Origin of the sequence: Algoriphagus marincola DSM 16067 (assembly GCF_000429405.1) — a bacterium.
GTDB classification, from domain to species: Bacteria; Bacteroidota; Bacteroidia; order Cytophagales; family Cyclobacteriaceae; genus Algoriphagus; species Algoriphagus marincola.
In genome coordinates, this window is the sequence record NZ_AUBU01000002.1 from 201436 (window position 1) to 228244 (window position 26809).

Consider the following 26809-nt stretch of genomic DNA (forward strand, 5'->3'; position numbering starts at 1 on the left):
AGCAAACTAAGCGAAAGAAATTATGGTTTGACTATTGAAAAATCAGGCATAAGCTCTGTATTGTCAGTTGCCTCATTAATTTTGCACCCGAATATATCCCTGTAGGAATGTTTAATTTATTCAAGAAGAAGAAACCTGAAGCGAAGAAGTCAAATTTCTTACCTCTAAAAGTGAGGGAAGTAGTCAGGGAAACGCCAGATACTGTAAGTATATATTTTGAGCAGCCAGAACCTTTCTTGGAGTACAAACCCGGTCAGTTTTTGACTTTGGTTATGGACTTTGAGGGTAAGGAGCATAGACGCTCTTACAGCCTTTGTACATCTCCTTTTGTCGATCCTTTTCCTGGGATTTCGGTCAAAAAGGTAGCCGGAGGTCTTTTTTCCAACTATCTCAATGAGAAGGTTTTTCCGGGTAAAACTATCAACGTTCTACCTCCTTTGGGAAATTTCACGGTTGATTTCCACAGCTCACTTCAGCGGCACTTTATTCTGGTAGCGGGTGGAAGTGGGATTACGCCTATCATGGGGATATTAAAATCTGTTTTGGTCAATGAACCCAAGTCCATTGCGACATTAATTTATTGCAGCCGAAATGAGGAAATGATCATTTTCAAGGATCAACTCGAAAAATTGGAAAAGACCAACCCTGATCGCCTAAGGATAGAGCATGTTCTTAGTCAACCTTCATCCGAGTGGACAGGAACTCATGGCCGATTGAATCAAGACAAATTCAAAGAACTTGTCGCTAATGCCGAATATGAGCAGCGGTATGAAGAAATCTATTTTCTCTGCGGACCGGAGGGAATCATGAGCACTGCTCAAAATGTCCTCAACGAAAGCGGAGTACCTGATGAGCGTGTCCATACAGAAAGCTTTTTCTCAGCAGCTGCAGAGCAAGCCAAGGCAGATGCAAAAGCCGGGATTGCTGCGGGAGTTTTGACACGGGATGTGAAAATTACTTTGGAAGGGGAAGATCATCTTGTAAGTGTAGCTCCGGATAAAACCATCTTAGAAGCTGGTTTGGAGGCTGGTTTGGATATGCCATATAGCTGCCAAAGTGGGCTTTGTACTGCTTGTCGTGGTAGAATTACCTCTGGTCAGGTGAAAATGGACGAGGATGCAGGTCTAAGTCCAAAAGAGATCGAAGAAGGATATATTTTATGTTGTTCATCTCGTGCAGTGAGTGACGACATTAAAATCACAATCGAATAGAGTTTTGGAATTAGATATAGAAAAGCTTAAAAAGAGCTACCGAAAGCAGGAGGTAATCTCGCTGATATTGATGTTGGTTGCTCTGCCTATATTCGGAATTGTATACCTCTATTATACTTCTGGTAATTTAGACTGGGATCTACCTCAAATTCCAGATTTCTTCAGGGGCTTAATGATTGGTTCTGGATACGGCTTGTTGATTGGCCAATTTTTTATTTTCCGGGACGAATTGAAAAGAGCTAAATCAGAAAATGTTTTTGAAGGAAAAGTGATGCAGTATCTTCGTGCTTCTCAAAAGCGCGTTGGTTTTCTGTTTTTAATATCCTTGATCAGTGCACTAGGTTTACTGTTTTTTCAAAGTGCCTGGTTTGTGATCATGTTTGCATTGGCACTTGTATTTTTCTCTTTAGCTAAAGTCACACCTGACCGGATGAAGCGGCTACTGAAACTCAGTAAGGAAGAGGCCGAAATTGCCCGTTTGATTTCAAGACCATAAATGAAAAAGCCCTTTTTGATAGTCAAAAAGGGCTTTTTTGTGATTAAATAGTTGGTTTAGTTTTCAATGGAAATGCTTCCTGAAGTGATCTTACCTTTGACCCATGAGGCAGCCCCATTATCCAGTTCTAGACTTTTATTACCCCTAGAGTTTCCTACTCGTAGGTTACCGGAAGATGCGCTCAGATCAAAATTGAAGTTTTCCAGGTTCGAATTGGTTTGAATTCGGAAGTTTCCTGAAGAACCTGAAAAACTGGTATTTGGGCCAAGCCCGGCATTTTCAGCTCGCATCGATCCAGATGTAAATTTCAAGGCACCGAGTGCACCGATATTTTCTAGTTCTGCTCTCCCAGAGGTAAACTGCACGTTGATTTCTCCTCTGATATCAGAAGCGTTTAATGAACCACTGGTGGATTTGTAAGAAACATCTCCGTCTACTTGTGAGATTTCCCCTCGACCTGAAGTCAAGGATGCAGTTACATCACCACCAATGATCGAAGCTATTAAATTACCTGAGGTTCCACCGATAATTAAATCCCCCTGAATATCTTCTGCGATGATTCTACCAGAAGTTACTTTGAGACGAGTCGTCTCGGAATTAACCCGGCTGATTCTGGCACTTCCTGAGCTGTTTTGAACGTCCAATTGAATGGATTCGGGACCTTTGATCCGGATGTATCCATTGTTTTTGGAGTTTCCCCAGCTTAAGTTGCGACTTCCGCGCTCATACTTGATTTTCAATACATTACCTAGCGTGACAAATACGATGTCCTGATCTTCATCATTGGACTCTAGATATGCTTCTACCTGAACTTCGTCTCCGAAGCCTCCTTCGTAAGTCACTTCAAGCCAACCTCCCTCAATTTCGAGTTTTTCGATATTTGAATAGGATTTGTTGACGTCCACAAGGACATTTTGTGCAAAAGCACTACTTCCGATCAGAAGTAGTGCAAAATAGAGGTTGAAAGTTTTCAAAATATTATTCATGTGTTTTTAATTTGTTTTTCAAAGGTCACATGGAATCTTGTATGGTTTACAATTATTTCGAAGTGTGTTAACTCCGATATACTCGATTTCATAGTGTGTTATTGGTTTTAATCTACTCGAAGTCCAAAACTAATCGCTTGCAATTCAGGTCCTAAGCCCGGCTGAAACAAGTCATTCAAATCATAATTGAAGAAAAAGGTCACATCGCCGACACCTACTTCTCCTCGGAGGCCGTAACGGAAGTTTTCAACATACATGTTGGATTTGGTAAAGACCTTTTGCTTATCACCATCCAAGTCGTCATAGACATATTTACCTCTACCTCCCAGTCTAAATCCAGCATAGCCACCAGCACCAATTCTGAAATTGCCATCATTGGTTCTAAAAGTAGGTACTAGGGTCAACGTGGCATAGGAAGCAGAAATTTTCGATTTGGTAGGTACACCTTCAGGACCGTTTGGTAAATCTTCAAAGTTGACAAAGTCAAGCCCATCAGGATTTCTCACTGCGATAGTACCTCGATCCTCAAATTTAAAGTTGTACCAATTCACACCGAGTGTAGATCGAAGATGGAAGTTTTTACTGGCCTTCCAAGTACCTACGGAGTGAAGTGATACATACCAACTTCCCCAAGGTTTCACCTGCGGTGCGCCCTTATCATTTGGGTACATGCTGAGACCTATTTCACTTTCCAGAAAGTTGTAATAAAACTTATTGGTAGACTTTCGGATGTACTTTTCGGAATCATTGTCAAGCTGGTTATCCTCTTCCCATTCTATGAGCTTGGTGCCATCTGCGTATTTGGTGACAGTCCAGCTTTTGCCCATGATGGTGTAGTCTAAAGTCTTTTCCACTTTTTTGGTGGTATCCTGTGATTGTGCAAAAGTTCCCGAAGCAAAAATCACAAGAGCTAGGATAAATAGTGGTAGTTTTCTCATTGGTTTTGTATTGATAGTTGGTAAAAAGCTTAGAATGAATGGTTTAGAATACGATGCCAAATGTAATCGGATTCAATTCAGGTCCTTTTCCGTCCTGGAAAAGATTGTTGAGGTCATAAGTGGAGAAGAAAGTAAATCGTCCTACTCCGATTTCTCCCCGGACGCCATAACGCAAATTGTTAAGGTATAAGCCGGTATTTTGCTTGTCTTTTTTACGTCCTGAGCCTCCAAGTTCACGGTAGACAAATTTAGATTGACCTCCCAATCTGTAACCTACGTAAGGTCCTGCTGCGATTCGAAGTCCTCTTCTACCATTATCATTCATTTTCCCAAAATCCAACTCCAGCATGGTCATGGCAGTAAGGTAAGAAGCTGAGATTTTGCTCTTAAATCCGTCTACATCTGTACGCTGAGTAAACTCAATCATGTCGTCTCCTCGTACTGCTTGGAAGTCTCGATTTTCAAACTTGAAGTTGTAGAACTGAAAGCCTACACCGAAATTCCAGTAAAATCCTTTGGAAATACGCTGGGCAGCCATCCAGTTCAGTCCCACATTCCAGCTTCCCCAACCTTTGACTGCGTAGGGATTGTCTGAAGTTGGAAATTGTCCATCTGCGTCGAGGTAATTGGTGACGCCCAGATCCACATTAAAGAAGGTTCGAAAAGCGGGTTCTTCCTTTTTGGACCGGTTGGTTTCGATTTTGACTTTGGTATTGGCGCCGGTTTCATCTACGTAGACGCGCATACCTCCGATTTGCACTTCGGTCTCCAGTCCATCTTCTCGTACTTTCACCACTTCTTTGGTTGATCCATCTTTCTTACGGATTTCTACGATAGTCAATTCGCCAGTCTCTTCATCTTCTTCAAGACCCAGGGATCTGATTATCTCATTGATATCCATCGATTTAAGTCGTTCAAAATCTTCCTTATTTTCGACGATAATCACGACTTTACCGGATTTTCCGAATTCGACTATCACAGAGTCTTTGTTGATTAGGTGATCATTGGATGGCAAGCTATTGTATGCAAAAGCAGTTTGCACAAGGGCCATCAGGCAGAATAATAGCAGGTACTTTTTCATTTTTGTATAAATAAATAGGTGGTGGTTTTTTTATTCTTCAGTTACTTTTTCTTTTCGAGTCACCAGCGCCGTAAACAAGTTGTTTTTGGCATCCTGTAGATTTGCAAAGCCTTCATCGACTTTCCCCAAAAGACCCTCTACTTGATTGACTTTTCGACCGATATCAGCGATCAGGTTTTTATCTTCTTTGATTCCATCGGATATGATGGTTACTCGATATGCCGGTTCTTCTACAGGTTTTGCTTCAGCGATCAATAGACTTTGGTTGATTTTTGCAGTTGGTACACTTGGTAGTTCTACTTCTTTGTTGATTCTGATTTCAGGTAATTCCTCTCGGACTTTTGGTTCTTCGATTTCCGTCTCCGCTTGCGCAATCAGGTTTTGCGGAGTCTGGAATTCTTTTTTCACAGGTGGTTTTGGCTCATTTCTTGGCGATCCTTCTTCCTGAATGATTTCAATACTTGATTCCTTTTCATCAGTTTTCTGAGGTTCTTCTGTTTCAGTGATAGTTACCGGTGGAGTTTCCTCAGAGTTCGGCTCGGTGATTTCCTCCGAAAGAAGATTTTGTTCTTCAATTGGACTGTCGGTACTGCGAAGGAGACTACCGACGGCAAGTAATAAGGCCACTGCTGCAGCTACTGCCCACCATACAAAAGGGGCTGATTTCTTTTCTTGCTTAGGCAACTGGTTTTCAAGTCTCTCCCAAGCCAATCGACTGGGTTTGACTTCGTGATTCTCCAGGTTTTCCCGAAAAATCGTATCCAAGTTTTCTTTATTCTTAGCCATTGATTCTCTTTTTTATGAGTTGTTGACTGGCGATTTTTTCTTTCAATACATTCCTTGCACGGTTCAGTTGGGATTTCGAAGTGCTTTCACTGATTCCCAATAGATCTGCAATTTCCTGATGTGCATAGCCTTCAATTGCATAGAGGTTGAAGACTGTCCGGTATCCAACAGGTAGGCTTTCTACCATGTCCATTAAATCCTCTGCTTCGAGATCTGTGCTTTCGTAGTGGAAGTGCTCATATTGATGATCTTCTTCCACATGTACTTCCATCATGAGATGGCGATTACTTCTCAAAGTCATGAGGGACTGAGTGACGACGATTCGCTTCATCCAGCCTTCGAAGCTGCCTTTTCCCTCGTACTGAGGTAGTTTTTCGAATATTTTCATGAAGCTTTCGATCATTACGTCCTCTGCATGCTCTCTATTCTTCAGGTAGCGAAGGCATATCGCCAGAAATTTGCCTGAATAGCTATCGTACAATGCCCGCTGAGCCGAACGGTCTCCTTTGAGGCATCCCTTGATTAGCTTTTCGTCTGAAGAATAGTTGGTTTTAAATAACATTCTTGGTGGCTTTCAATGAGGTAGATGTCACTTTTGAAAAATTGGTTGCATGCAGCGTGAAAAAAAGTTAAAAAAATATTTAAATAACTGAAAATCAGTGCATAAAATATGGTGTTTGAATTAGCATGGCATTTACGCCATACTTTTGCTAAGCATGAAATGCTGAATTCCACTAAAGTTTTGCCTTGGAAGGTTAAGCATTTAGAAGAATGCTTTGTAATTGATGATGATATCCAACGTAGTCCACTCGGCCTTTTTGACGACAACAGGTTGTATACTTCCATTTCCATCAAACATATTGGCGAACAAACCTTCTTCCTCTTTCACAAAAATGGAGTAAGTTCCAGGAGCTAACTGAATGCTGTACTTACCATCTGCATCGGACCGGACAGAATCAATCGGCTCACCTTTTACTCTACTGAATAAAGCTCTTTCCCTCGCCGCATCGGATAGGTTAGTCAAAGGATAAATCAGTAGCATTCGCTCTGCCGGTACTCCTTTAGGATTGACTTCAGAGGATTTCCCGTCTTCGCTTATCATAGGCATTTGATTTCCCTCGAGCCAAGTGACTTTCCCCTGTATTCCCTGACCGTCAGAAAGTGGAGGCTTGCAGGAATTTGTCATAAGAATGGGAATTAGAAGAAGCGCTAAGATAATTTTCGAAGACATGTTTGTAGGCTTAAATATTTTCAAAAAGCAGAACGGACTCTAGGTAATTTGGAATAATCGTTCTCCAGCCTAGTTCGAAGTCCAACTTATGTGCCAATTCCTCGGAGTTTTTTCCTTCTCCATGAACGATAAAAGTTATTTTAGGACTTTCGGTAAAGCCTTCAGCCCATTCCATTAATTCTTCCTGGTCAGCATGTGCAGACAATCCGTCTATTTGATAGATTTTGGCTTCATTTGGCACTTGATTTCCGTAAATGGTAATAAATTTTTCGCCCTCAAGAAGCCGTCTACCCCGTGTCCCTTCTGCCTGAAAACCAACGAAAATGACCCCATTCTTTGGATTTGGAAGGTGATGGTATAGATGATGAAGTACCCGGCCACCTGTCGCCATCCCTGAGGCGGAAATAATGATCGCGTTCCCTCTGAATTCATTCAATGACTTTGAGTCTTCTTGTTTTCGATAGTATTTGAGCTGTGGATGATCAAAAGGATGAGCATCTTCCTCTTCAAGTACAGCACTCAGTTGATGATCATTTCGAAACTTCATGTAAAGCTCTGTCGCATTGATACCCATAGGGGAGTCAACAAAAACAGGGACTTTAGGTATTTTTCCCTTTTGCATCAGTTGAAAAATATGATACATCACCAGTTGCGTACGGCCAACGGCAAAAGAAGGGATGATCACCAAACCTCCTCTGTCAAAAGTGTCCGTAATTGCAGCTGCCAATTCTTCTCCTGGGCGTGATTTTGTTGCAATTCTATCTCCATAAGTTGACTCGATCCAGAGAATATCAGCTTTAGGGATAAGGGTAGGAGGGTACAAAATCGGATCATGGAACCTACCCAAGTCACCAGAGAAAACCAGTCGCTTTTTTTGGGTATCTCCTTCAATCAATACTTTGACAATGGCTGCACCTAGAATATGACCTGCATGATAATAGGTGACGGTAATCTTGGGGTGAATGGAAAAGGGCTTTTCGAAATCCTGTGTGACGAAAAGTGGAAATACAGCCTCTGCATCTTCTGCTGTGTAAAGTGGCTGTGGGTTGTCATGTCTAGAGTAGCCTTTTTTTCTTGCATATTCAGCTTCTTCTTCCTGGAGCTTTCCAGAGTCCAACAGTAGAATTTTGGCTAATTCTGCGGTGGCTTCGGTGCAATAAATCGGACCATTGAAGCCTTGCTTTACCAGACGAGGAAGGTATCCGATATGATCTAAGTGTGCATGAGTAAGGATGACTGCCTCCATTTGGTCGAGAGGCATGGGGAATTTGTCCCAGTTTCGCTCTCTGAGTTCTCTTCTTCCCTGAAACAACCCACAATCCACCAAAAACTCAAAATCACCTGTATCAATCAAATATTTTGAACCGGTCACTGAACCTGCTCCTCCTAAAAATTTTGCGCTGATGTTCATCTGATCTTTTTTTGGAGAAGTTACAAAAAAAGGGACACTCGGTTAGGAATGTCCCTCTTTTTTTAGTCAAGAGTATCGAGTCGCTGCAGGTATTTAGCCCTCGAAAGGCTGTCTAAGGTCTCTCTGCTCGTACTTTCATTTTGATCCTCGTTTTCGGCATCTTCCTCCTCTTCATAATCCACTTCATCACTGACTTCTGGAATTTCACAGGTAAGGCAAACTAAGCCAGCCTCATTGAAGGCCCAAGTATTTCCTTCCTGTACGTCTCGATTTCTATACCCATTTCTATAGATAGTATTTCGGAGAATTTCCAGAAGAGATCGATCCATAATGAATGGTTTTTCATAAGGGATTGACATGGTGAGACTGACGCGCTGACCTCTAAAGATCTCAATGGCGCTGTAATCATATCCAGGAGGGAAAGTCACTACAGAATCTTGTATGCTGATGTTGTAAGACAATAGTTTTGCGTTTTCCAATGATTCAGCCTTTGTTTTTCCTCTGGAGAAAAACTCCTTCTCTAGCATTACTAAGGAATCGGGAGTTCCGATCAGCTTAAGGCTGACCTCATTAAAATCTGGATCTTCGGCTTGATTATCCAAGGTCAATACCATCGTCCTACCGGTTGCGGAAATAGTTTCAGTTTCTTGATATCGATTTTCGTTTTTGAACTGACTGACTATTCTTGGGACTTGGAATAAAGCTATCCCCAAGCATAGGAGCCAAAGAGCAAATGCGATCAATCCGAATCGATTAGCAACCAGATTCTTGCGAATCAGCACACTCAGTCCAAGAAGCATAAAGATGACACCAGGTATAATCATCAAGAAGGATGAACTAATGGCTAGCCAACTAGGTACAATTCCGGTGAATAGCTCAAAAGGAACTTCCCCTGTCGTCATGACATAATCATTTGGGTTGAGATACTCAAAGAAGAAGGCTAGTACGATCAAAGGTGAAATGGTCAATGATAGTCCAATAAAGAAGACGATCATCCCAAATATGACCCGAAAGACTACCAATAGAAATTTACCCAAAGGTCCTAAGGCTTTTCCTATTGCCTCAATTACTTGTCCCAAAACCCGGAACGGTGCCATCAGAATTCTCTTTGCAGAAGATTCTGGCTGAGGAGGAATAGGGTTCATGTTTTCCTTTAGCGTCGAATCAATATTATCCAAGGTGATTTCCCCACCTTTCATTTTGATTCGCTCAGTGATGGAAAGGGCCACCGGCGTGATAATCCACAAGATCAGGTAAATCAATACTCCGGAACCACCGGCTATGGTAAGGAATACGAAGGCCAATCTGACCCAAAGTACTTCGACTCCGAAATAAGCAGCTAAGCCACTCGCTACGCCTCCTAAGGCCTTGTCGTCAGGATTTCTGTATAGCTTTTTGATCGACTTATCTTCTTCATAATCATAGCTAACTGGAAGGATGATCCACATCACGATGTAGGCTACCAGGGTGAAGAAGCCAAATGAGAATTTAAATCTTACCTCATCAAAAATCCAAAACCCAGGGCCTTCGAATATGCTATTAAACTGACCGCTGAAGAGCAATAGAAGAGCAATCAAACGAATCCAAAGCGGGTCAATCCTGAAGTAGTTAGCGATTCCGGCGCATACACCTCCAAGAATTTTCTTGGGTTCGGATCGCATGAGTTTTTTATACCCCTGCTTCTCATCTCCTGGAGGAGTCACGTATTTATAGAAGTCCTCTTGCGTAGTTTCTTCTTTCTCCGGAGCAGCTTCTTCTTCTCCTTGTTCTACGGAGACGAAATCTGCAATAGTCCCCATTTTCTTGATGAGGTTGTCTACGTTTTCTGCTGTGATTACCTGCTTGTTGTTTTTGAGATTGCTGAGAAAAATCTCCGCAATTCTGTTTTCGATATCAGAAATGATTTCCTGATTATCGGAGTAAGAGGAGAAATGTCTATTGATCGCATCGAGATATTTTCGAAGGGTATCGTAGCCATCTTCTTCGATGTGGAATAAAATTCCGCTTATGTTGATACTTATGGTCTTTTTCATGTGTGTGATTTTTTTAAGAGGTCACATGGAATCTCGCATGGGATTTTCAATCGATAAGGGCTTTGGCCCTAGTATTTTTTGAGTAATGCTCGATTTCATGATTTTTTCTTTTTTCGACTACTTCTGCTTTGGTCTTGGATTACTTTTTTCGGGTGATCATTTGGGTGGAATCCAAGATGGATTGCCAGGTTTCTTGTAGGGTAGAGAGAAATTCTTTGCCCTCTTCTGTAATAGAATAGTACTTTCTCGGAGGCCCAGATTCAGATTCTACCCAGCGGTATTTGACCAGCTCCGCAGCTTTGAGACGATTGAGAAGAGGGTACAATGTGCCTTCGACTACGATCATTTGCGCTTGAGTTAGTTCCTCTATAAGATCAGAGGTATAAACTTCATCGCGCGAAATGATATGAAGGACACAGAGTTCTAGTAGTCCCTTTCTCATTTGAATTTGTGTGTTGGCTATATTCATGTCGATAGTGGTGATAGTCTTTTTCAGCCAAAATATTCTCTTCTATTCACTGAAAAGATTTTTGCCTTGCTGATATTTAATGAAAAATGATACCAATCTTTTCCAAGCTACCTTGTAATGCCTAATTCTAGGCATGAAGTAGGGAGTTTCGAATTGAAAACCATATAAAAATCCCTATTTGGGGTGTTTAAAAGAGGTTTTTGTAGGATTTGAAAGATTTTGAAAAAAATATGAGCGCCCTGCCCTTGGACTTTTTGTGTATAAAAAAATGTAGAGAACCGTACAAAAAAGTGTTCGGTCTCGTACATTTTTTTTATGCTTCTCCATCGAATATTTCTGAGATTAATCCATCTAACAAGAATTTGGTTATTTTGGCCTTGTGAATCAATCGAAGGCCTTTTATCTAAGGATTTTTACACTCATCACTCTTCTAGGAACAGGGTTCTCCTTGAAGGCACAGGATCTTACTCCAAAATATTCCAATGAGTTCTTGAATATTGGGGTAGGAGCTAGGGCTTTGGGAATGGGAGGAGCGCAGGTTTCGGCCGTAAGGGATGTAACGGCCTCCTACTGGAATCCCGCTGGGCTTTTTGGCACTAAAAATCGCTATGAGGCTACCTTGATGCATGCTGAATATTTTGCGGGGATAGCTCAATACGATTACTTGGCATTTACCACACCGATCAAGGATCAAAGTCAAATTGCTGTTTCTTTAATCCGCTTTGGAGTTGATGATATTCCTGATACTAGGTTTTTATATGATGCCAACGGTGCATTGAATTACAACAATATTCAGTTTTTCAATGCAGCCGACTACGCGCTCTTGCTCACGTATTCTCGGGCGATTTCAGATCGAATCAAAGTCGGGGCAAATGCCAAAGTGATTCACCGAAATGTGGGAAAATTTGCCTCTGCTTGGGGTTTCGGATTGGATATCGGAGCTATGTATCACAAGGATAAACTGACTGTTGGCCTTATGCTGCGCGATATCACCACCACCTTCAATGCTTGGGCTCATAATGCTGAGATGGTAAGAGATATCTACGCAGATACAGATAACGAAGTGCCTCTCAACTCCGTGGAACTCACCTTGCCAAGGGCTATCAGTAGCATCAGCTATTACTGGCAGCTTGGAGAAACATTTGGTCTGGTCTCAGCACTTGACCTAGATATGACCTTTGATGGAAATAGAAACACGCTAATTTCTACTTCTCTGCTGAGTATTGACCCAAGGCTTGGCTTGGAGCTGAGTTTTAAGCAGGTGGCTTTCCTGCGTACAGGAGTGAGTAATTTTCAGTACATCAAGGATTTTCAGGGTAATGAAAGTTTAAATTTCCTTCCTAGTGCAGGTTTGGGATTTAATATCAATCAGCGCTTCCAAATCGATTATGCACTTTCGGATATTGGAAATATTTCAGAGACACCTTATTCACATATTTTTAGTGTGAAAGTTTCATTGGAAAATCTTAAAGAGGAAGATAGAAAGTATAAAGGATGGGCTTACTGAAACGCATATTGATAATTGCTTTGGTCCTTTTTGCTGTAGGATCCTCACAGGCTCAGATAGCCCGATGGTATAATTATGGGCAGGACTATTACAAGATTAAAACAGCCAAAGACGGTGTCCACCAAATCCCAGCTGAGTCTTTGGAAGCAGCAGGATTGAACCTCAATTCTCTAGACCCCAGAAAGCTGAGCTTGTATCATCGGGGGAAAGAAGTAGCCATTTTCGTAGAGGGTGAAGCAGACGGGCAATTGGGAAGTGGTGATTTTATAGAGTTTTACGGTTTGAGAAATGATGCTACGCTAGATTCTCTGCTTTATCGAGATAAGTTTCCAGCCAATCCCTACTTTAATTTACACTCAGATAGTACGGCGTTTTTCCTGACCGTCAAGTCTGAAGGAACTGGAAAACGAATGCTTGAAAGAGCGGATGTATCGGGCAGTATTCCTGAAATCACCAGCTTTGAGAGTAGTCGTAAAGTTGTTTTTGGAGATCAATTTTCATTGGGTGCAAGCTATACCTTGGGATTCCGGCTATCTAGTTATGACAATGGAGAGGGCTGGATGAGTACCGTAATTACCAAGGGTGCTGTTCGGAATATTACCTTTGAAAATTTAGGCCAGGTAGTCAATGGAGGAAATCCTAGATTGGTGATTGGTCTAACTGGTCGGTCAGGAAATCCTCATTTGGTGAGAATTGGAGCTGGTCGAAATGCCGGAACACAGCGAGTACTTCAGGAAGCTATTTTTGAAGGTTTTTCATCGCTTGAGCTAGAAGTTCCGCTACAATTCTTGGATTTTGACCCAAACGGAAATATAGTAATCTCTGTGAGCCCTCAAGGTCCTGAATCTGCAGATAATATCTCGATCACCTACGCTCAGATTTATTATCAAAAGTCCAAGCCATCGGTTGACTTTTTGTCTGAGGAGATTTCCGTCCCTGCTTCTGAGTCTAGGATTTCTTTACCCGGCGATGCAGCAGCGTATCGGGCATTTGAAATCACTGATCCTAGTAATCCGGAGTTTCTCAATATTACCCAAAATGGAAGTCTATTTGTTCTACAGTCTGGAGTAGCTACTGAGGCAAGTAAAATCAAAATCCAGAACCTTTCCGAAATACAGACTATCGATAGGCTGGAGCGTGTGAGATTCAGAGATTATTTATCTCAAAGTGCCAACTATCTTTTGGTTGGTCATCGAGAGTTGCAGAAAGCAGGTACGGAATTCGAAAATGTATTGGAGGCTTATGCATCTCACCGGGCATCTTCTACAGGGGGCAGCTACGATACTCTCACGCTACTCATGGAGGAGATGTATAATCAATATGCCTATGGTGAAGAAAGCCCTGTAGCCCTGTATAATTTTTTGAAAGAATATTATCCCGCACATAGACCTTCTCATGTGCTACTAGCAGGTAGGGCGCTTGCAATCTATTCAACTGCTCGGGAGGCAGGTGTGACTTACTTCTACCGAAATAGGCCTTCAGCTTTCCCTTTCCAAAGTTTAGTGCCAGTTGCAGGTTATCCTTTTTCAGATAATGAGTACGTGGTCGATTTGGATCCCCAAAACCCCAACGTGCCTGCGATAGCAATCGGAAGAATACCAGCAAAGAATGCTCAGGAACTTGAAATCTATTTAAATAAAGCTGTTGAAAAGGATGAGTTGGGTCTTTCGGAACCTTGGCAAAAAGAGCTCATCCATTTAGGAGGAGGGGTTTCAGAGTTTGAGTTGGATCGATATTTCAGCTTCCTTAATGGATTTAAGGCTATCGCCGAATCTGATTTCTTAGGAGGTAATGTGACCACTTACCGGAAGCGATCCAATAATGTGGTAGAGGTAATTGACATTACAGGAGATTTAAATGAAGGACGCTCTTTGGTGACTTTCTTCGGACATGGCTCTCCTACGATATTGGATATTGATATCGGTTTTGCATCAGATCCTACCATTAATTATCAAAATAAAGGGAAATATCCCATCATGCTCTTCAATGGCTGTGATTACGGAAGTGCTTTCGGAACTAACTATACGCAGGGAGAAGACTGGGTCATGACAGCTGATAAAGGAGCTTCTGGTATTCTGGCTAATTCATCAATTGGCGTAGACGTATTTCTCCGAAGATATTCCGAGCAATTCTATCTGGAGGCTTTTGCTGACAGTGCCAAGATATTCAGAACTGTAGGTGAGATCAAGCGGACTGCGGAAGGCAATTTTGTCAATCGATATGGCCTCAATCCACTGAATTATTCCCACATGGAGCAGATGATTCTACTGGGAGATCCGGCTACTCGACTTTTCCCTGCCGATAAGCCCGATTATTATTTGGAAGAATCTGAGGCAAGGATAGGGACCTTTGAAAATGAACCCATTACTACCCTGACGGATAGCCTGAAGCTGACATTTGTGCTTCGAAATATCGGGATTACAAGTTCTGACTCTATTCATTACAAAGTCAGCAGACAGCTGGCAAATGGGACGGTAATCAATTACCCTGAAATCCAGATTCCGGCAACAAAAAGGTTGGATACGCTCTTTTTCACCATCCCAAATGTGGAGGTGAATTCAGCTGGAGAAAATTTCTTTGAACTGATCGTCAATAGCAAGCAGGAAGTGGAGGAAATGTCCCTGACGAATAATCAGATTCGTATTTCTCAATTTATTTCGCTCAGTGGGACTTTGCACTTAAGTCCTAAAGCCTATGCCATCGAAAACTCAACTAATGCGGAGTTGATAGGTCAAATTCCGGGCAAAAACGAAACTGAAAGGATTGTCATCGTTCAACTTGATACTGCAGCAAGCTTCAATTCGGCCTATCGAAAAGAAATCCGAATTCCTACTAAAGGAATTTTCAATTGGCCGGTGGAATTACTCACGGGCCCTGATTCCGTGACTTATTTCTGGAGATCCAAATATCAGGAACCAAGACAAGGTGAAACTGATTCCTGGACGACTACCTCATTTTCTTACATCAATAATGGTCCTGAGGGGTGGACTCAGCGGGTATTACCACAGTTTGGAGAGAATATTTTGAATAATCTAGAGGTCAATTCAAATGCCTCAAGATTAAAGTACTTGGATCAGGATTTAGGTTTTGAGGTATTTACGGTGGGTTCAGCAGTAGATAGTTTGTCATTTAGAAATACCCAATTTTTCTTAAATGAGGTTCCACAAATCATTGACAATGTCAACAATGCTAATAGTCGACTTTGTCCAAATGGATCTTTGGGCTTGGTGACTTTTCAGCAGAAAACCTTGCAACCTTACCTTCCAGTACCGGTGCCAGGATTTGATATTTTGGATGGGAGATCATGTGGTCGACCGCCTCAGTTAATTCAGAGCATTAGAAATGCTTGGATAGTAGCGCCTGGAAGAACCATTTTGGATGATTTTACCGAAAATGTAGAAGAGGGAGATTATGTGGTGATTTTTACAGTAGGAGGTGTCAATTTCGATGATTGGCCGGATCAAGCCTATGCAAGATTGAAGGAATTTGGTGCCAGTGAAGTGACTCTTCGGAACTTACAGTCTGGTGACCCCTACATTCTGTATGGACGGAAAGGGATGAAGCCTGGTGAAGCACTTGAGATTATCGGCAACCCTGACTTTGAGGTTCCTTCAAGCCAGCAAACATTGAGTTTCAAAACAGAATTGACAGGATATATAAGCGAGGGATTGATTATTACCCCTCAAATCGGTCCTGCAAGAAACTGGGAGGCCTTTGTCCAGGAGATCAATGATAGACCTTGGATCCAAGAAGAAGAAACCAATTTTGATATCATCGGTATCAAGTCCAATGGAGAGGAAGAAGTATTGCTTACAGAAGTGACTGATTCGCAATTGGACCTTTCATTTATCAATTCTGAAGTTTATCCATACCTCCGCCTTCGTTATCGCATGCAAGATGCAGAATCCACGGATCCGGCAGACTTGAATTTTTGGCAGGTGAATTACACTGGAGTTCCGGAAGGAGCATTGATGGTAAAGCCTCGCTCCGAAACAGTCAAATTGATCGAAGGACAAACTGGGATTTTGGAATACGAATTTGTGAATGTTTCCAGAAATGACTTTTTGGATTCTATTCAGGTGAATTGGGAGATCACCAATAGTCAATCAAGGCAGGTGGAGCGATTCTCCAAAAAATTCCCAGCTCTCAAAGCAGGTGAGAGACTCAGCGAGACGATCGAGTTTAATTCCGTCGGGAAAAACGGAAGCTATGAAATTGAGATTTTCGCCAATCCAAGGATACAGCTCGAGCAGACATTCCGAAATAATCAGCTGGACTTAGGCGTATACTTTGAAGTAGAAGGGGATGATAGCCAAGATATTCTGGATGTGAATTTCGACGGAGTTTATATCATGGATGGAGACATTGTATCCCCTACAGTCATGATCAATGCCATCCTGAAAAATGATCAAGCTATTTTGCTGAAGAAGGACACCGTTGGGTTGGATATTTTCCTTAAGCGAGAGTGCGAATCTTGCGATTTCGAACGAATCAATTTCTCCAATCCAAATCTGACTTGGACGCCTGCTTCTGAGAATACTGACTTCCGCGTGGCCTTCCAACCCGGACCATTAGAGGATGGTTTATATACGCTGCGAGTTCAAAATGAAGATTCACCGGAGCCATATCAGGTTAATTTTGAAGTAATCAATGAATCTCAGATTACCAACTTCTATCCTTATCCGAACCCCTTCAGTACCAGTGTGAGGTTTGTTTTCACGCTGACAGGAACAGAAATTCCCGATGAGATCAAGATTCAGATCATGACTGTCACAGGACGGGTGGTCAGAGAAATTCTACAGGATGAATTAGGGCCGATCCGAATCGGAAATAATATCACCGAATATGCCTGGGATGGAAGAGATGAATATGGAGATCAGCTAGCCAATGGAGTTTACATTTACCGGGTGTTGATCAGAAAGAATGGCCAGTTTATGGAACACCGGCCTTCTGCCGGAGATCGAGCCTTCAAGCAAGGCTATGGGAAAATGTATCTGCTTCGCTAAGCCTTTGATAGTTTCCAATTTCTCCATATCCCCCAGATACTGGCAATCAAAAGGGCGAGTACCAAAAGAATTTGCCATGGTTCTCGAAGGTTTTCGCGGGCTTCCAAAAAATCACTGGCGATAATTCCGGCAAGAAATGCCATCAAGGTCCGGGGAAGCATTCCCGGGATACCGTAGACCAGTACTTGTTTGAGCGGGATCTTCAGCGAAGCAAAGAGGAAATTGGAAATTGCAAAAGGTATTACCGGGCTGATTCTGACAAAGAAAATCAGAGAACCGATTCGCTGCATTCGTTTTTCAAAAGCTAATTCCAAATCTGGATACTTTTGAAAAACAAAATCTCTGAAATCTATATTAAGGTAGTGACCAAGCAGATAGCCGAGTACATTGGCCAAGGAATAAGCCAAAACCATAATCGGAAAACCAAACCATCCGAGCCAATAGCCGGTTAGCAAGGAGGTAAGTGTGGTAGGGATCAAAGCTAGTCCCATAGCAAGGGCTGCTGTGAGTGCAAAAAGGCTCAAGGAAGAAAAACCGCTTATCGGGATTTCAGAAAAGAACGTATAATTTGACACCACCCATAAGCTGCCCAAAAAAGGTACAAGAGTCACCCAAATCCAAGAAAGAAGCGCCAATGGATGCCTCTGGAGGTAATATAAAATTTGGTTGAAAAAACTCCTCTTTTTTGTCATCTTTGGCTTCCCTACGGCGGTTGGGATGTCGCAAGTTTAGTGAAAATCAACCCAAATTAACTTTATTCATCAATCAACTATACAAAGAAATATGAAATTCGGAACCAAAGCCATTCATGCAGGTGTAGAGCCAGATCCGAGTACGGGGGCTATCATGACCCCTATCTTTCAGACTTCCACATACGTGCAGCGCTCTCCCGGAGATCATCAGGGCTATGAGTATTCCCGTACCCATAATCCCACCCGAACTGCTCTCCAGCAAAATCTTGCTGCACTTGAAAATGGCAAGCATGGAATCTGTTTTTCATCCGGATTAGGTGCGATCGATGCCGTAATCAAACTATTCCGACCTGGTGATGAAATCATCAGTACCAATGACCTTTATGGTGGTACTTATCGGCTTTTCACCAAAGTTTTTGAGCCTTTCGGTATCAAGTTTCACTTTGTGCCTATGGCGGACCCAGCAGCGATCGAGTCAAAAATCACTGCGAATACAAAGATGATTTGGGTGGAAACACCTACTAATCCCATGATGAATATTATTGATATTCAGGCAGTGGCAGACTTGGGAAAAAAACATGGTGTACTCGTGGCTGTGGACAATACATTTGCCTCCCCTTTTATCCAAAATCCACTCGATCTAGGAGCAGACATCGTGATGCACTCGGTGACTAAATACCTTGGCGGACATTCGGATGTGGTGATGGGAGCTTTGGTAGTGAATGATGATTCGCTCGCAGAGCGTTTGGCCTTTTTGCAAAACGCCTCCGGAGCGACTCCAGGTCCTCAGGATTGCTTCCTGGTACTTCGGGGCATCAAAACACTTCACCTACGGATGGAGCGTCACTCCCAAAATGGGAAGACCATTGCTGCCTATTTAAAAAATCACCCGAAAGTTGAAAAGGTATATTGGCCTGGATTTGAAGATCACCCCAATCATGATATTGCTAAAAAACAAATGCGTGACTTTGGCGGCATGATTTCATTTACGCTGAAGGGCAATCGTCTGGAAGATGCCAAAAAAGTGATGGAAAACTTCCAAGTTTTCGCATTGGCAGAGTCCTTGGGAGGAGTAGAGTCGCTTTGCGGCCACCCTGCAAGTATGACCCACGCCAGCATTCCAAAAGAAGAGCGTGAAAAGGTTGGTTTGGTAGATTCCCTGATCCGTCTCAGTGTGGGTGTGGAAGATGCTGAGGATCTAAAAAATGATCTTGCTCAAGCTTTATCTAGTATCTGATTAACCGAGAATTTTAGCAAATAACTGACTGGCCTGTTTTTCGATCACGGAAGACAGGCCTTTCTTTTTCTGCTTCAACTCCTTGGCCCAATCAAGGTATTTCTGAGATATCTTTGGTTTTTCTGCCAAAAACTGACTGAGAAATTGAATCTCCAAATGATTGATATACCAGCTATCCAGGCTATTAATCATTTGCTTCATTTCTGCATGAATACGCGCTATGAAAATCGGGTTTAATCCCAAATGCCCTAACAGTTGTTCCAGCTTCATGATTTTCTGCAGTCCCAAATGCAAGTCTTTATAAGCTCGGCTATCCATTCCTTTTTTCCACTCGAGTTCGAAAAACTCCAACTCATCTTGGACCAACTGATGAATCGCCGTACTCACTTCAAGGACTTTAAGTCCCTTACTTGATTTTTTGACCTGGTCGAGCAGTTGACTCCATTCAGAGGTAGTACTGCCTACAATCCTATCAAAAGCAACTTTATGCAATCCCCTCTTGTGAGTTTGGATAAACTGCTCATAGGAATTATATCGGATAGCTAGATTTGATTGTCTCTTTTCCAACCCTTGTTCTACGGCCTTTAGGCGGATGATTTTTTTTAGATCTTTTTCCAAAGGCCTGAAGTCCCGAATGAGTTGGTTAGAGAGTTCTTTTTGCTCAAAATGGATTTTGCCAATCAAATCTGCGAATAGCTCGAGGTATAGCAGCTTGTCATAGAGTTGCCCGGCTTTTTTGGATCGAATCCGCTTGCTAAGCTCGAAAAACAATTGAATAGCCTCATGATGGCTTTTTTCAAAAACAGAAAAAACAGGCGAAACTTTAGTCTGCATGGATCAAGAGATTCGTACTAGGGTCGCCCCATATCCCCATTTATCCTTCTGGGTGTCCTTAAAGTACTGAATATTTCTCAATTCACTCAGTCGCTTTTGAATTTCTTTGCGGAGGACTCCATTGCCAATTCCATGAACGAAGGTGATTTCATGCATTCCAGATGCAATTGCTTGATTGAGGTTTTTTTCAAAGGTCTCAAGCTGAATTCTTAGCATCTCCGAATTACTCATTCCTGTCGGGTCTTGTACGAGCTCTTCGATGTGTAAATCGATTCGCTGTGCTGGCTTTTTGATGGGTTCGGTGATTGGTTTTGGCTTGATATTTTCCAGCTCAAGATTAAGTTTCTGAACGTCCAAATCATGGGTGGTTTGCTCCAAATGAAAAAGATAACCTCTCTTGCCCAAAAGAGGTGCTTCTCCAAGATGTTTGAAAAACTGGGAAGCTTTGATCTTGAGTTTTCTTTCAAAAGGTTTCTTCTCCGGGCCTAGCTGGGTTTGAATGGGAAAAAACCGAAGTAAAAAAGCCGGCCATTCATCGAGTTGCTTTAGGATTCGGTCATCAAATTTTTTGCTTTCTCCGGAAAGTAATTTGTCGGCGAAAAGCGTCCGATGATTCGTGCCGAAGACCTCCGAGCAATGCACCAAATATCCATCCCGGCTATCGTTGATGAGGTAAAGGCTGATGTTTTGATCATTGATGGGAATAAAGGCAAGATACAAACCTTGATCCTTGGGCTTGGAAATAGATAAGGGTGTTTTTTCCTCCTCGACTCCCTCTTCTTTTTTTCCAAAATAGGCTTTCTCGGCCGAGTGGATGACTACCGCTTCAGACTTGAGAGCAGGAATGGTGAACCCATCTTCGATTTCTACTTCAATCCTACCACTGGAGGAAATTTTTCGTACAATTCCCTCTTCTGTGCTTCGTAGTAGTCTGACTCGGTCTCCGATATTCATGAATTTAGTGCTTCTTTATAGGTGTCAATGGCTCTTTGCCTTGCAAATTTATGATCTACGATGGGTTTTGGATAATCATTGCTGTCTAATTCAGGAATCCATTTTTTAATGTAGCGTAGATCCTTGTCAAACTTGTCTGTTTGAGACTCCGGATTAAATACTCGGAAGTAAGGCTGAGCGTCCGTTCCCGTCCCCGCTGCCCATTGCCAGCCACCATTGTTAGAGGCAAGTTCAAAGTCCAGAAGCTTACGTGCGAAATAGGCCTCTCCCCATCTCCAATCTATCAAAAGGTGTTTGGTAAGAAAGGACGCCACGATCATTCGTACACGGTTGTGCATGTATCCGGTGGTGTTGAGTTCCCTCATTCCCGCATCGACTATAGGATAGCCGGTTTTGCCTTCACACCAGGCTTTGAACTCCTCTTCGTTATTTCTCCATGGAATCTGGTCATACGCCGGCTTGAATGCCTTATCCACCACCTGTGGATTGTATGCCAAAATAGTCATGTAAAACTCTCTCCATATCAATTCATTCAAGTAAGTATCGTTGAGTTTCGAGGCAGTAAGGGCTAATTTCCGAATCGAGATTGTGCCAAATCGTAGGTGAATTCCAAGTCGACTCGTTCCTTCTTTTGCAGGGAAGTTTCGATTTTTATCATAATGCCGAATGATATCTTCGTCTGTCATTTTAGGAGGAATTTCAATCGAAGATTTTTCGAAGCCTACCTCTTTGAGCGAGGGGAGATCAAATGCTTTGCACCCTAGAAGATTTTTCCAATGGAAATAATTCAGGGGCTCTATGGTCTGTTTTTTAAACTCCTCTAGCCAAACCCTACTGTAGGGGGTGAAGACTTTGTAGAATTCTCCGGAGCCATTCAAAACTTCTCCCGGCTCAAAAATCATTTGATCTTTGAAGGTGAAGAGTTCAATATCTTTTTCCTTTAGAAGTTTTGCCACTTCCTTATCACGCTCTTTGGCATAGGGCTCATAATCCCTGTTGGTATAGACTGCCTGCACGTCGTAATCCTCGAGAAGGGATTTGAAAACTTCCACAGGACGTCCAATTTTCACCAGAAGGCTGCTGTCTTTTTCTTCAAATTGTGACTTGAGATCTGTGATTTGATCGTGGATGAAGCCTACTCTTGCATCATCTTTATCCTCCAGTTTTTCGAGGATATTTTGATCAAAAATGAATAGAGGGAGCACGTTTTCCTCCTGCGAAAGTGCGTAATACAGTCCAGTATTATCATCCAGACGAAGGTCTCGTCGAAACCAAAACAGCGTGATTTTTTGCATAATTTACTTTTTCAAAATAAGCCCTTAGCCTACAAAAATGTTTTCTTATCGTTGATCGATATGGATAATTTGAACGGGTTTATTGTAAATAGAATCAAGTCTCTCCACTACCGGGCTAAGATCGATCGGTTTCCAATCGGCTTCTTCTTGAAATCTGAGGTAGTTATCAGAGTCTTCAATCAGGGAGGTGTTTCTTTTTTTCTCCTTCCGCTGTGTAATTTTCTGAAATAGTTCAGAGAAAGAATTGAAGGAAACATTTTGAGTGAGTGCTACCCCGTAGGTGACAATATTCTGTGATAGCGAGAGCGAAGTGAAGGTATTGAAGTTATTTCTATTGAATATTCGCATTCGATATACCCCATCGTCTGTGAGTAAGTATTCAGCTTGCCAATCACCAATGATGGATGCAGCTCCAGCCTGCCCGGTATTATCTGTAAATCCTCCATCTCTTGACACTCTTAGTCGGCCGTCGAGAAAAGTATAGGCAACACTTAGCTGGAAAGTTTCCAGGGTGTTTTGATCCAGGTTGGCAAGGTCAATATTGATTTCAAGGTTTTTATCCACTTGGCTGGCAAGTGAATTAAGTTGGGCTGATAGCAATTGCCCCAAGCTATTTGATATGGAGTTGACGCCTGCAAACTGACCCTCCGGAGAAAATGAACGGCTCATAATCACGGAGAAAACCTGTCGGTTCATTTCCTGCTCATCGTTGGCGATACGAGACTGAAAGGATGAGATGGCAGTTTGAACTTCTCCACTATTGGGAAGCTCAGAGAAATCAAAACCAAAGGAAATATCAGGCGACATCAGTTCCCCGTCAAGATTCATGATGACACTGACTGGGTAACGCCTGTTGGTACCATTTTGCTGATCTTGTGTCGTACTCGTGGCCAGTAAAGGCTGAATAGACACGGACTCTGTGTATTGTGCGGTAAGGTCGAGGATTCCCTCATACGGATCTCCATACCAAGATATTCTGCCCCCGGGCTGTACGGTGAATTTTTTATTCACGACATTGTAAAGGGAGAAATCATAACTCGCTTCGGTTACCTCGTAGGTACCATTCAGCTGGAAGGTCCCTTGGGTATCGATATTCATGGTCAGGATACCTCTGCCTCGCCCCGAGATTTTTTCCTGCGTCCGTGGGTCAATGATAATTTCAGCGTAGGCATCGGGAGTTACCTCCATGGTGAAGTTCATCTGGAAGTTCTGAATGTCTAGGCGATCTATTTCTTCATTAATTGACTGGACAGATACTGTATCATAAATATTGACAAAAGTGATGTAATCTTCACTGACCTGCTCATTACTGCTGCTCAAAGGAATGAAAATCCGAGTATCGCGTTCACTTCTTGCTCTTGCGTCCATGATGAGATTATCGGTATTTCCACTTAAATCCATTTCCCCTGTGACATAAATGTTCCCGTAAAAGACCTCATTGTCTTTGGCAGAGGTATTCATGACTTGAAAGTTTCTTAAGTCAGCCTGTATGTCAAGTCTGATGTTATCCAAGCCTTGGTAGTTTAATCCACCCTTCAGGTCAGCTGTATTTCCCCGTACATCCTTTGCAATTAATTTGTCAAAGCGAACTTGACCTGGAGTGAAAAGCACGCTCCCATCCAATTGATAAAGAGTATTCAGGTAATTGACACGTAATTTTCCCTGATCGATCTTTCCCTCACCCACCAAGGTAGGATTAATGGCATCACCTTTCAGCTGAATGTCACCGGTGATCTGACCCCCCATGTCAGAGAGGTAATTGGAGAGAAATGGCTCGAAAATTTTGATTTCTGCCTCTTGAAGTTTTCCGTTGAGATCAAATTCAAGAGAGCCTAGCTCCAAGTCACCTACCAGAGTGATGGTTTTTTTTCCATCGAGCATATTTTCAATTTGCAAAACCATTGCATCATCCTTAAGATGAGCTTCTGTTGAGAGGTCTCCGATTGGGATTTCGTTAATCGTCAGATTCTTTATTCCGATTTCGGCATCCAAAGTCATTTTACCTGCCTCTCCTGTACTGGAGCGAATCAGTCCGTTTACCTTTCCTTCATATTCCTGTGGAGTCAGGGTGTTGAGAATATTGGCATTCACCTGATCAAGGCTCAACGTCCATTCATCCTCCGGGCGATTGCTTAAAACTCCCTCTAAGTCAATTTTTTGTTCGCCAGAAATGAGCATCAGGTTTTCAAACTTTACAGAACCGGGAAGGAGTGTGACAAGGTTGTTGGGGTCAAACTGCCAGTTACTACTTAGTACAGTTAGTTGGGAAGGCTTGAGCTGTAGAGTGGTTTGAGAAGGGGAAAATTGAGCTACTGCATTGACACGGGCTTTGCTTTGAGTCGAGTCCTGATCCAGGGCTAAATTCAGATCCAGGGCATCGTTGTTCCAAATTGCTTCAAATCCCAAATTGCTGAAATCGAGTTTTCCGCCAATATTTTGTTGCTTTGAGAAGATGTAAAAAGAAGCTAAAATCTCGGGACTGTTGATGATTTTGGAAGTGTTGAAATCAATATTTACCTGCCTTGCTTCATTAGCACCATATCGTAGCGTGTCAATCCCTGAGAAAAAGTTGAAAATCGTATTTTCTTCTGTTTGATAAAATGCTCCTTCGACTAGGGTGTTTTTAGAAATATAAAGATCGGGTTTGAGCAGTCGTAGAATGGGATTTATATCAATCAGGTTGATATTCAGGTCAAGATTGTAGGGGACAGAGAAATAGTCCGTGTTTTCCGCCACTGGGGCTTCGTCTTGCAGAAGTATGGCCAAATATTGCTGAAGCAAAAAAGGTAAATCCTTTGCCATTTGCTCCAATTTAAACTGACCCGAGGCACCAGCAACGATGTAGTCAGAGTTTAGAGACATAGTCCTCGTACCTCCGGCAAAAAGTGACTGAAAATAAAAATCTCCTACTTCCAATACCCTGTCTTGGTAGCCGACGACTAAATCATTGAAACGCATAATACCAGTCAAATCGTCGATATTGATCCCTTGGGTGTCAATTTCCAACTTTCCTTTGAAATATGCTGGTGTGTCAATAAGATTAATAGCTTGAAGATTGGCCGAATCTAGTGTGAGCAGTAGAGAAATAGCTTCCGAGCTGTCCTTTAGATTGATACTTCCCCCACCATTCAATTTTAGGTTTGGGTCATTGATGCTGATATTCCCTTCGAAAAGCTCCAAGCCGTATTTTGCGTCAGTTTGGATCCCTGTGTAATTGTAGCCCAATAGTCCGAAATTTGAAACATTGGCGTCTAGGTCCAAAAGCAAATCATCCAGTGACTTTCCTTCTGCCTCTACCGTACCGCTTAATGAGATTTTTTGAAAAGTTTCTCGCTGATCGGTCAGGATGCCTAGATTGAAGTTTTCAACATCTACTCGGGACACGACTTCATTCTTCCCGTTTTGGTTTTCATAGCGGATCCTGCCTGAAACTTTTCCTATTGAAGTTCGAAAATCTCCATCCGTATCGAACCGGTCTAAAAAACCTCTGAAATTTGAACTGAGGCGAATAGTCCCAAATTTCAAAACCTCCGTTTTGCTGGATTCTGGCAAGTAAGGACTTAAATCTTTGGTGTCAAGCGTGGAGTTTTGAAGAGAAAGGTTGATGTATGTATTTTCTATATCTGGCAAGCCGTCTAGCAAAATCGATCCAAATACCTCCGTTTTTTCGCCGAGTCTAAGAATAAATTCATCTGTTTTGATTTCTGAAACCGGACCTGTGAAGTTTCCCGTGATTACTAGTTCATCCTGAATATCGGGAAGAGTAGGGGCGAAAAAGCGAAGGTCTCCCAATCCTAAGGTGGTTTCTTTCATGTTTGCATTGATTGTCACCTCGGTAATGAATTCCGAGAAAGCGCCGACTGAACTATATTCCAGTCTTAAAAAATCTTTGATGTGACTTTCATTCGTGACTAGCTTCAAATTCGCAAATTCCATAAACTGGGGAGAGTAAATGAAATCAGTCCGAAATTCCTTGATATTTAATCCAGACCCAGATTCGAGGCCAACCATGTGGGCTATCTTGATGCCAATTTCACCTCCGTCGAGGTAGAATTCACTGGCTGAAATGCTAATGTCCTCAAACCGCATTCGGTTATAATCCAAGCCTTCGGAAATGGGCTCGGAATTGAAGTTGACCAAGGCAAAGCTTGAGTTGCGCATATCGATCTGCCCAATCCCAAATTTCGGGCTTGCTCCTCCGCCTCCTGAACTGAAACGATTGCTTAATTCATTGACCCAAAGGTTAATATTCATCGATGAGTCACCTTGATGCGTCAAAAGCTGAATTTTTGCTTTTTCGATCCTCACCTGGTCAAGGCTTGGCTGACCTGCCGCAAGGAGCTTTCCCAATTCAAAATCCACAAAGATTTCCCCTGCACCAATCATGATACTATCTCGGTGATCTCGGATTTCCACATCCGAGAGACTCAAAGCGTCCATCCAATTCAGATGAATTCTTCCAATAGAGGTTTCAAACTGACTGTCAGAATTTAGAAAATTAGTAGCCCGTTGAATGAGCCAATTTTGGACTGGAGCAGTTTGAACCAATAGGGCAACAGCGATCAGGAACACTGTCAGAGAAAAGATTACCCATAAGACTATCCGGAACGCTTTGTGCAAAAAATCCGTAACTTTCGGTTTA

19 protein-coding genes are annotated in these 26809 nt (G+C 42.4%); 5 read left to right on the forward strand and 14 right to left on the reverse strand.

Annotated elements, in window-relative coordinates:
* Positions 1-107: 107 nt before the first annotated feature.
* Both G457_RS0104010 and G457_RS0104015 read left to right on the forward strand, forming a co-directional pair.
* Positions 108-1211, forward strand: coding sequence for a ferredoxin--NADP reductase (locus G457_RS0104010; protein ID WP_026945313.1), 1104 nt, complete (start codon positions 108-110; stop codon positions 1209-1211).
* Positions 1212-1215: 4 nt separating this feature from the next.
* The gene (locus tag G457_RS0104015; protein WP_155847076.1) at positions 1216-1707 is read left to right on the forward strand and encodes a hypothetical protein; all 492 of its coding nucleotides are present in this window, start codon (positions 1216-1218) and stop codon (positions 1705-1707) included.
* Positions 1708-1763: 56 nt separating this feature from the next.
* Here the strand turns inward: G457_RS0104015 and G457_RS0104020 are convergent, their stop codons facing one another.
* The 9 genes from G457_RS0104020 to G457_RS0104060 form a co-directional block, all read right to left on the reverse strand.
* Entirely contained in the window at positions 1764-2693 is a 930-nt protein-coding gene (locus G457_RS0104020) for a DUF4097 family beta strand repeat-containing protein (RefSeq protein ID WP_035483104.1), read from the reverse strand.
* 107 nt (positions 2694-2800) lie between these two features.
* Positions 2801-3631, reverse strand: coding sequence for an outer membrane beta-barrel protein (locus G457_RS22170; RefSeq protein ID WP_051260696.1), 831 nt, complete (start codon positions 3629-3631; stop codon positions 2801-2803).
* 43 nt (positions 3632-3674) lie between these two features.
* Positions 3675-4712 (reverse strand): porin family protein, encoded by a 1038-nt coding sequence (locus tag G457_RS0104030; protein ID WP_026945316.1) that lies wholly within the window; start codon positions 4710-4712, stop codon positions 3675-3677.
* Between the two features lie 30 nt (positions 4713-4742).
* The gene (locus G457_RS0104035; RefSeq protein WP_026945317.1) at positions 4743-5498 is read right to left on the reverse strand and encodes a hypothetical protein; all 756 of its coding nucleotides are present in this window, start codon (positions 5496-5498) and stop codon (positions 4743-4745) included.
* On the reverse strand, positions 5491-6060 hold the full coding sequence (locus G457_RS0104040; RefSeq protein WP_026945318.1) for an RNA polymerase sigma factor: 570 nt from the start codon (positions 6058-6060) through the stop codon (positions 5491-5493). The genes G457_RS0104035 and G457_RS0104040 overlap by 8 nt, the downstream gene beginning before the upstream one ends.
* A gap of 201 nt (positions 6061-6261) precedes the next feature.
* Complete coding sequence (locus G457_RS0104045; protein WP_155847077.1) at positions 6262-6684, reverse strand: carboxypeptidase regulatory-like domain-containing protein; 423 nt, start codon at positions 6682-6684, stop codon at positions 6262-6264.
* Between the two features lie 55 nt (positions 6685-6739).
* On the reverse strand, positions 6740-8140 hold the full coding sequence (locus G457_RS0104050; protein WP_026945320.1) for an MBL fold metallo-hydrolase RNA specificity domain-containing protein: 1401 nt from the start codon (positions 8138-8140) through the stop codon (positions 6740-6742).
* Positions 8141-8202: 62 nt separating this feature from the next.
* Positions 8203-10173, reverse strand: a complete 1971-nt coding sequence (locus G457_RS0104055; protein WP_026945321.1) for a PspC domain-containing protein — start codon at positions 10171-10173, stop codon at positions 8203-8205.
* 139 nt (positions 10174-10312) lie between these two features.
* Positions 10313-10642 (reverse strand): PadR family transcriptional regulator, encoded by a 330-nt coding sequence (locus tag G457_RS0104060; protein WP_026945322.1) that lies wholly within the window; start codon positions 10640-10642, stop codon positions 10313-10315.
* Positions 10643-11051: 409 nt separating this feature from the next.
* Here G457_RS0104060 and G457_RS0104070 point away from each other — a divergent pair, with 409 nt between their 5' ends.
* Complete coding sequence (locus tag G457_RS0104070; RefSeq protein ID WP_446698886.1) at positions 11052-12149, forward strand: putative type IX sorting system protein PorV2; 1098 nt, start codon at positions 11052-11054, stop codon at positions 12147-12149.
* Positions 12137-17155 carry a putative type IX secretion system sortase PorU2 gene (porU2, locus tag G457_RS0104075; RefSeq protein ID WP_051260697.1) on the forward strand — a complete coding sequence of 1673 codons (5019 nt, stop codon included), beginning with the start codon at positions 12137-12139 and terminating at the stop codon, positions 17153-17155. The genes G457_RS0104070 and porU2 overlap by 13 nt, the downstream gene beginning before the upstream one ends.
* Here porU2 and G457_RS0104080 read toward each other — a convergent pair.
* Positions 17152-17730 carry a TVP38/TMEM64 family protein gene (locus G457_RS0104080; RefSeq protein WP_162142686.1) on the reverse strand — a complete coding sequence of 193 codons (579 nt, stop codon included), beginning with the start codon at positions 17728-17730 and terminating at the stop codon, positions 17152-17154. The two genes, porU2 and G457_RS0104080, sit on opposite strands and share 4 nt — an antisense overlap.
* Positions 17731-17926: 196 nt before the next feature.
* Here G457_RS0104080 and G457_RS0104085 point away from each other — a divergent pair, with 196 nt between their 5' ends.
* Positions 17927-19084 carry a cystathionine gamma-synthase gene (locus tag G457_RS0104085; RefSeq protein WP_282705547.1) on the forward strand — a complete coding sequence of 386 codons (1158 nt, stop codon included), beginning with the start codon at positions 17927-17929 and terminating at the stop codon, positions 19082-19084.
* Here the strand turns inward: G457_RS0104085 and G457_RS0104090 are convergent, their stop codons facing one another.
* The 4 genes from G457_RS0104090 to G457_RS0104105 are packed head-to-tail and all read right to left on the reverse strand — an operon-like array spanning position 19085 to position 26787.
* Positions 19085-19918, reverse strand: coding sequence for a hypothetical protein (locus tag G457_RS0104090; RefSeq protein ID WP_026945327.1), 834 nt, complete (start codon positions 19916-19918; stop codon positions 19085-19087). It abuts the gene before it with no gap.
* A 3-nt stretch (positions 19919-19921) separates the two neighbouring features.
* The gene (locus tag G457_RS0104095; RefSeq protein WP_026945328.1) at positions 19922-20872 is read right to left on the reverse strand and encodes a Smr/MutS family protein; all 951 of its coding nucleotides are present in this window, start codon (positions 20870-20872) and stop codon (positions 19922-19924) included.
* On the reverse strand, positions 20869-22167 hold the full coding sequence (locus G457_RS0104100; protein ID WP_026945329.1) for a cryptochrome/photolyase family protein: 1299 nt from the start codon (positions 22165-22167) through the stop codon (positions 20869-20871). The genes G457_RS0104095 and G457_RS0104100 overlap by 4 nt, the downstream gene beginning before the upstream one ends.
* A gap of 45 nt (positions 22168-22212) precedes the next feature.
* Positions 22213-26787, reverse strand: a complete 4575-nt coding sequence (locus G457_RS0104105; RefSeq protein WP_051260718.1) for a translocation/assembly module TamB domain-containing protein — start codon at positions 26785-26787, stop codon at positions 22213-22215.
* Positions 26788-26809: the final 22 nt, after the last annotated feature.

Excerpts from the sequence above, each read along its gene's own strand:
- G457_RS0104020 (WP_035483104.1), bottom strand. The coding sequence starts at position 2,693 with ATGAATAATATTTTGAAAACTTTCAACCTCTATTTTGCACTACTTCTG.
- G457_RS0104050 (WP_026945320.1), bottom strand. The coding sequence starts at position 8,140 with ATGAACATCAGCGCAAAATTTTTAGGAGGAGCAGGTTCAGTGACCGGT.
- G457_RS0104035 (WP_026945317.1), bottom strand. The coding sequence starts at position 5,498 with ATGGCTAAGAATAAAGAAAACTTGGATACGATTTTTCGGGAAAACCTG.
- G457_RS0104030 (WP_026945316.1), bottom strand. The coding sequence starts at position 4,712 with ATGAAAAAGTACCTGCTATTATTCTGCCTGATGGCCCTTGTGCAAACT.
- G457_RS0104010 (WP_026945313.1), top strand. The coding sequence starts at position 108 with ATGTTTAATTTATTCAAGAAGAAGAAACCTGAAGCGAAGAAGTCAAAT.
- G457_RS0104100 (WP_026945329.1), bottom strand. The coding sequence starts at position 22,167 with ATGCAAAAAATCACGCTGTTTTGGTTTCGACGAGACCTTCGTCTGGAT.
- G457_RS0104040 (WP_026945318.1), bottom strand. The coding sequence starts at position 6,060 with ATGTTATTTAAAACCAACTATTCTTCAGACGAAAAGCTAATCAAGGGA.
- G457_RS0104045 (WP_155847077.1), bottom strand. The coding sequence starts at position 6,684 with ATGACAAATTCCTGCAAGCCTCCACTTTCTGACGGTCAGGGAATACAG.
- G457_RS0104090 (WP_026945327.1), bottom strand. The coding sequence starts at position 19,918 with ATGCAGACTAAAGTTTCGCCTGTTTTTTCTGTTTTTGAAAAAAGCCAT.
- G457_RS22170 (WP_051260696.1), bottom strand. The coding sequence starts at position 3,631 with ATGAGAAAACTACCACTATTTATCCTAGCTCTTGTGATTTTTGCTTCG.
- porU2 (WP_051260697.1), top strand. The coding sequence starts at position 12,137 with ATGGGCTTACTGAAACGCATATTGATAATTGCTTTGGTCCTTTTTGCT.
- G457_RS0104055 (WP_026945321.1), bottom strand. The coding sequence starts at position 10,173 with ATGAAAAAGACCATAAGTATCAACATAAGCGGAATTTTATTCCACATC.
- G457_RS0104060 (WP_026945322.1), bottom strand. The coding sequence starts at position 10,642 with ATGAATATAGCCAACACACAAATTCAAATGAGAAAGGGACTACTAGAA.
- G457_RS0104095 (WP_026945328.1), bottom strand. The coding sequence starts at position 20,872 with ATGAATATCGGAGACCGAGTCAGACTACTACGAAGCACAGAAGAGGGA.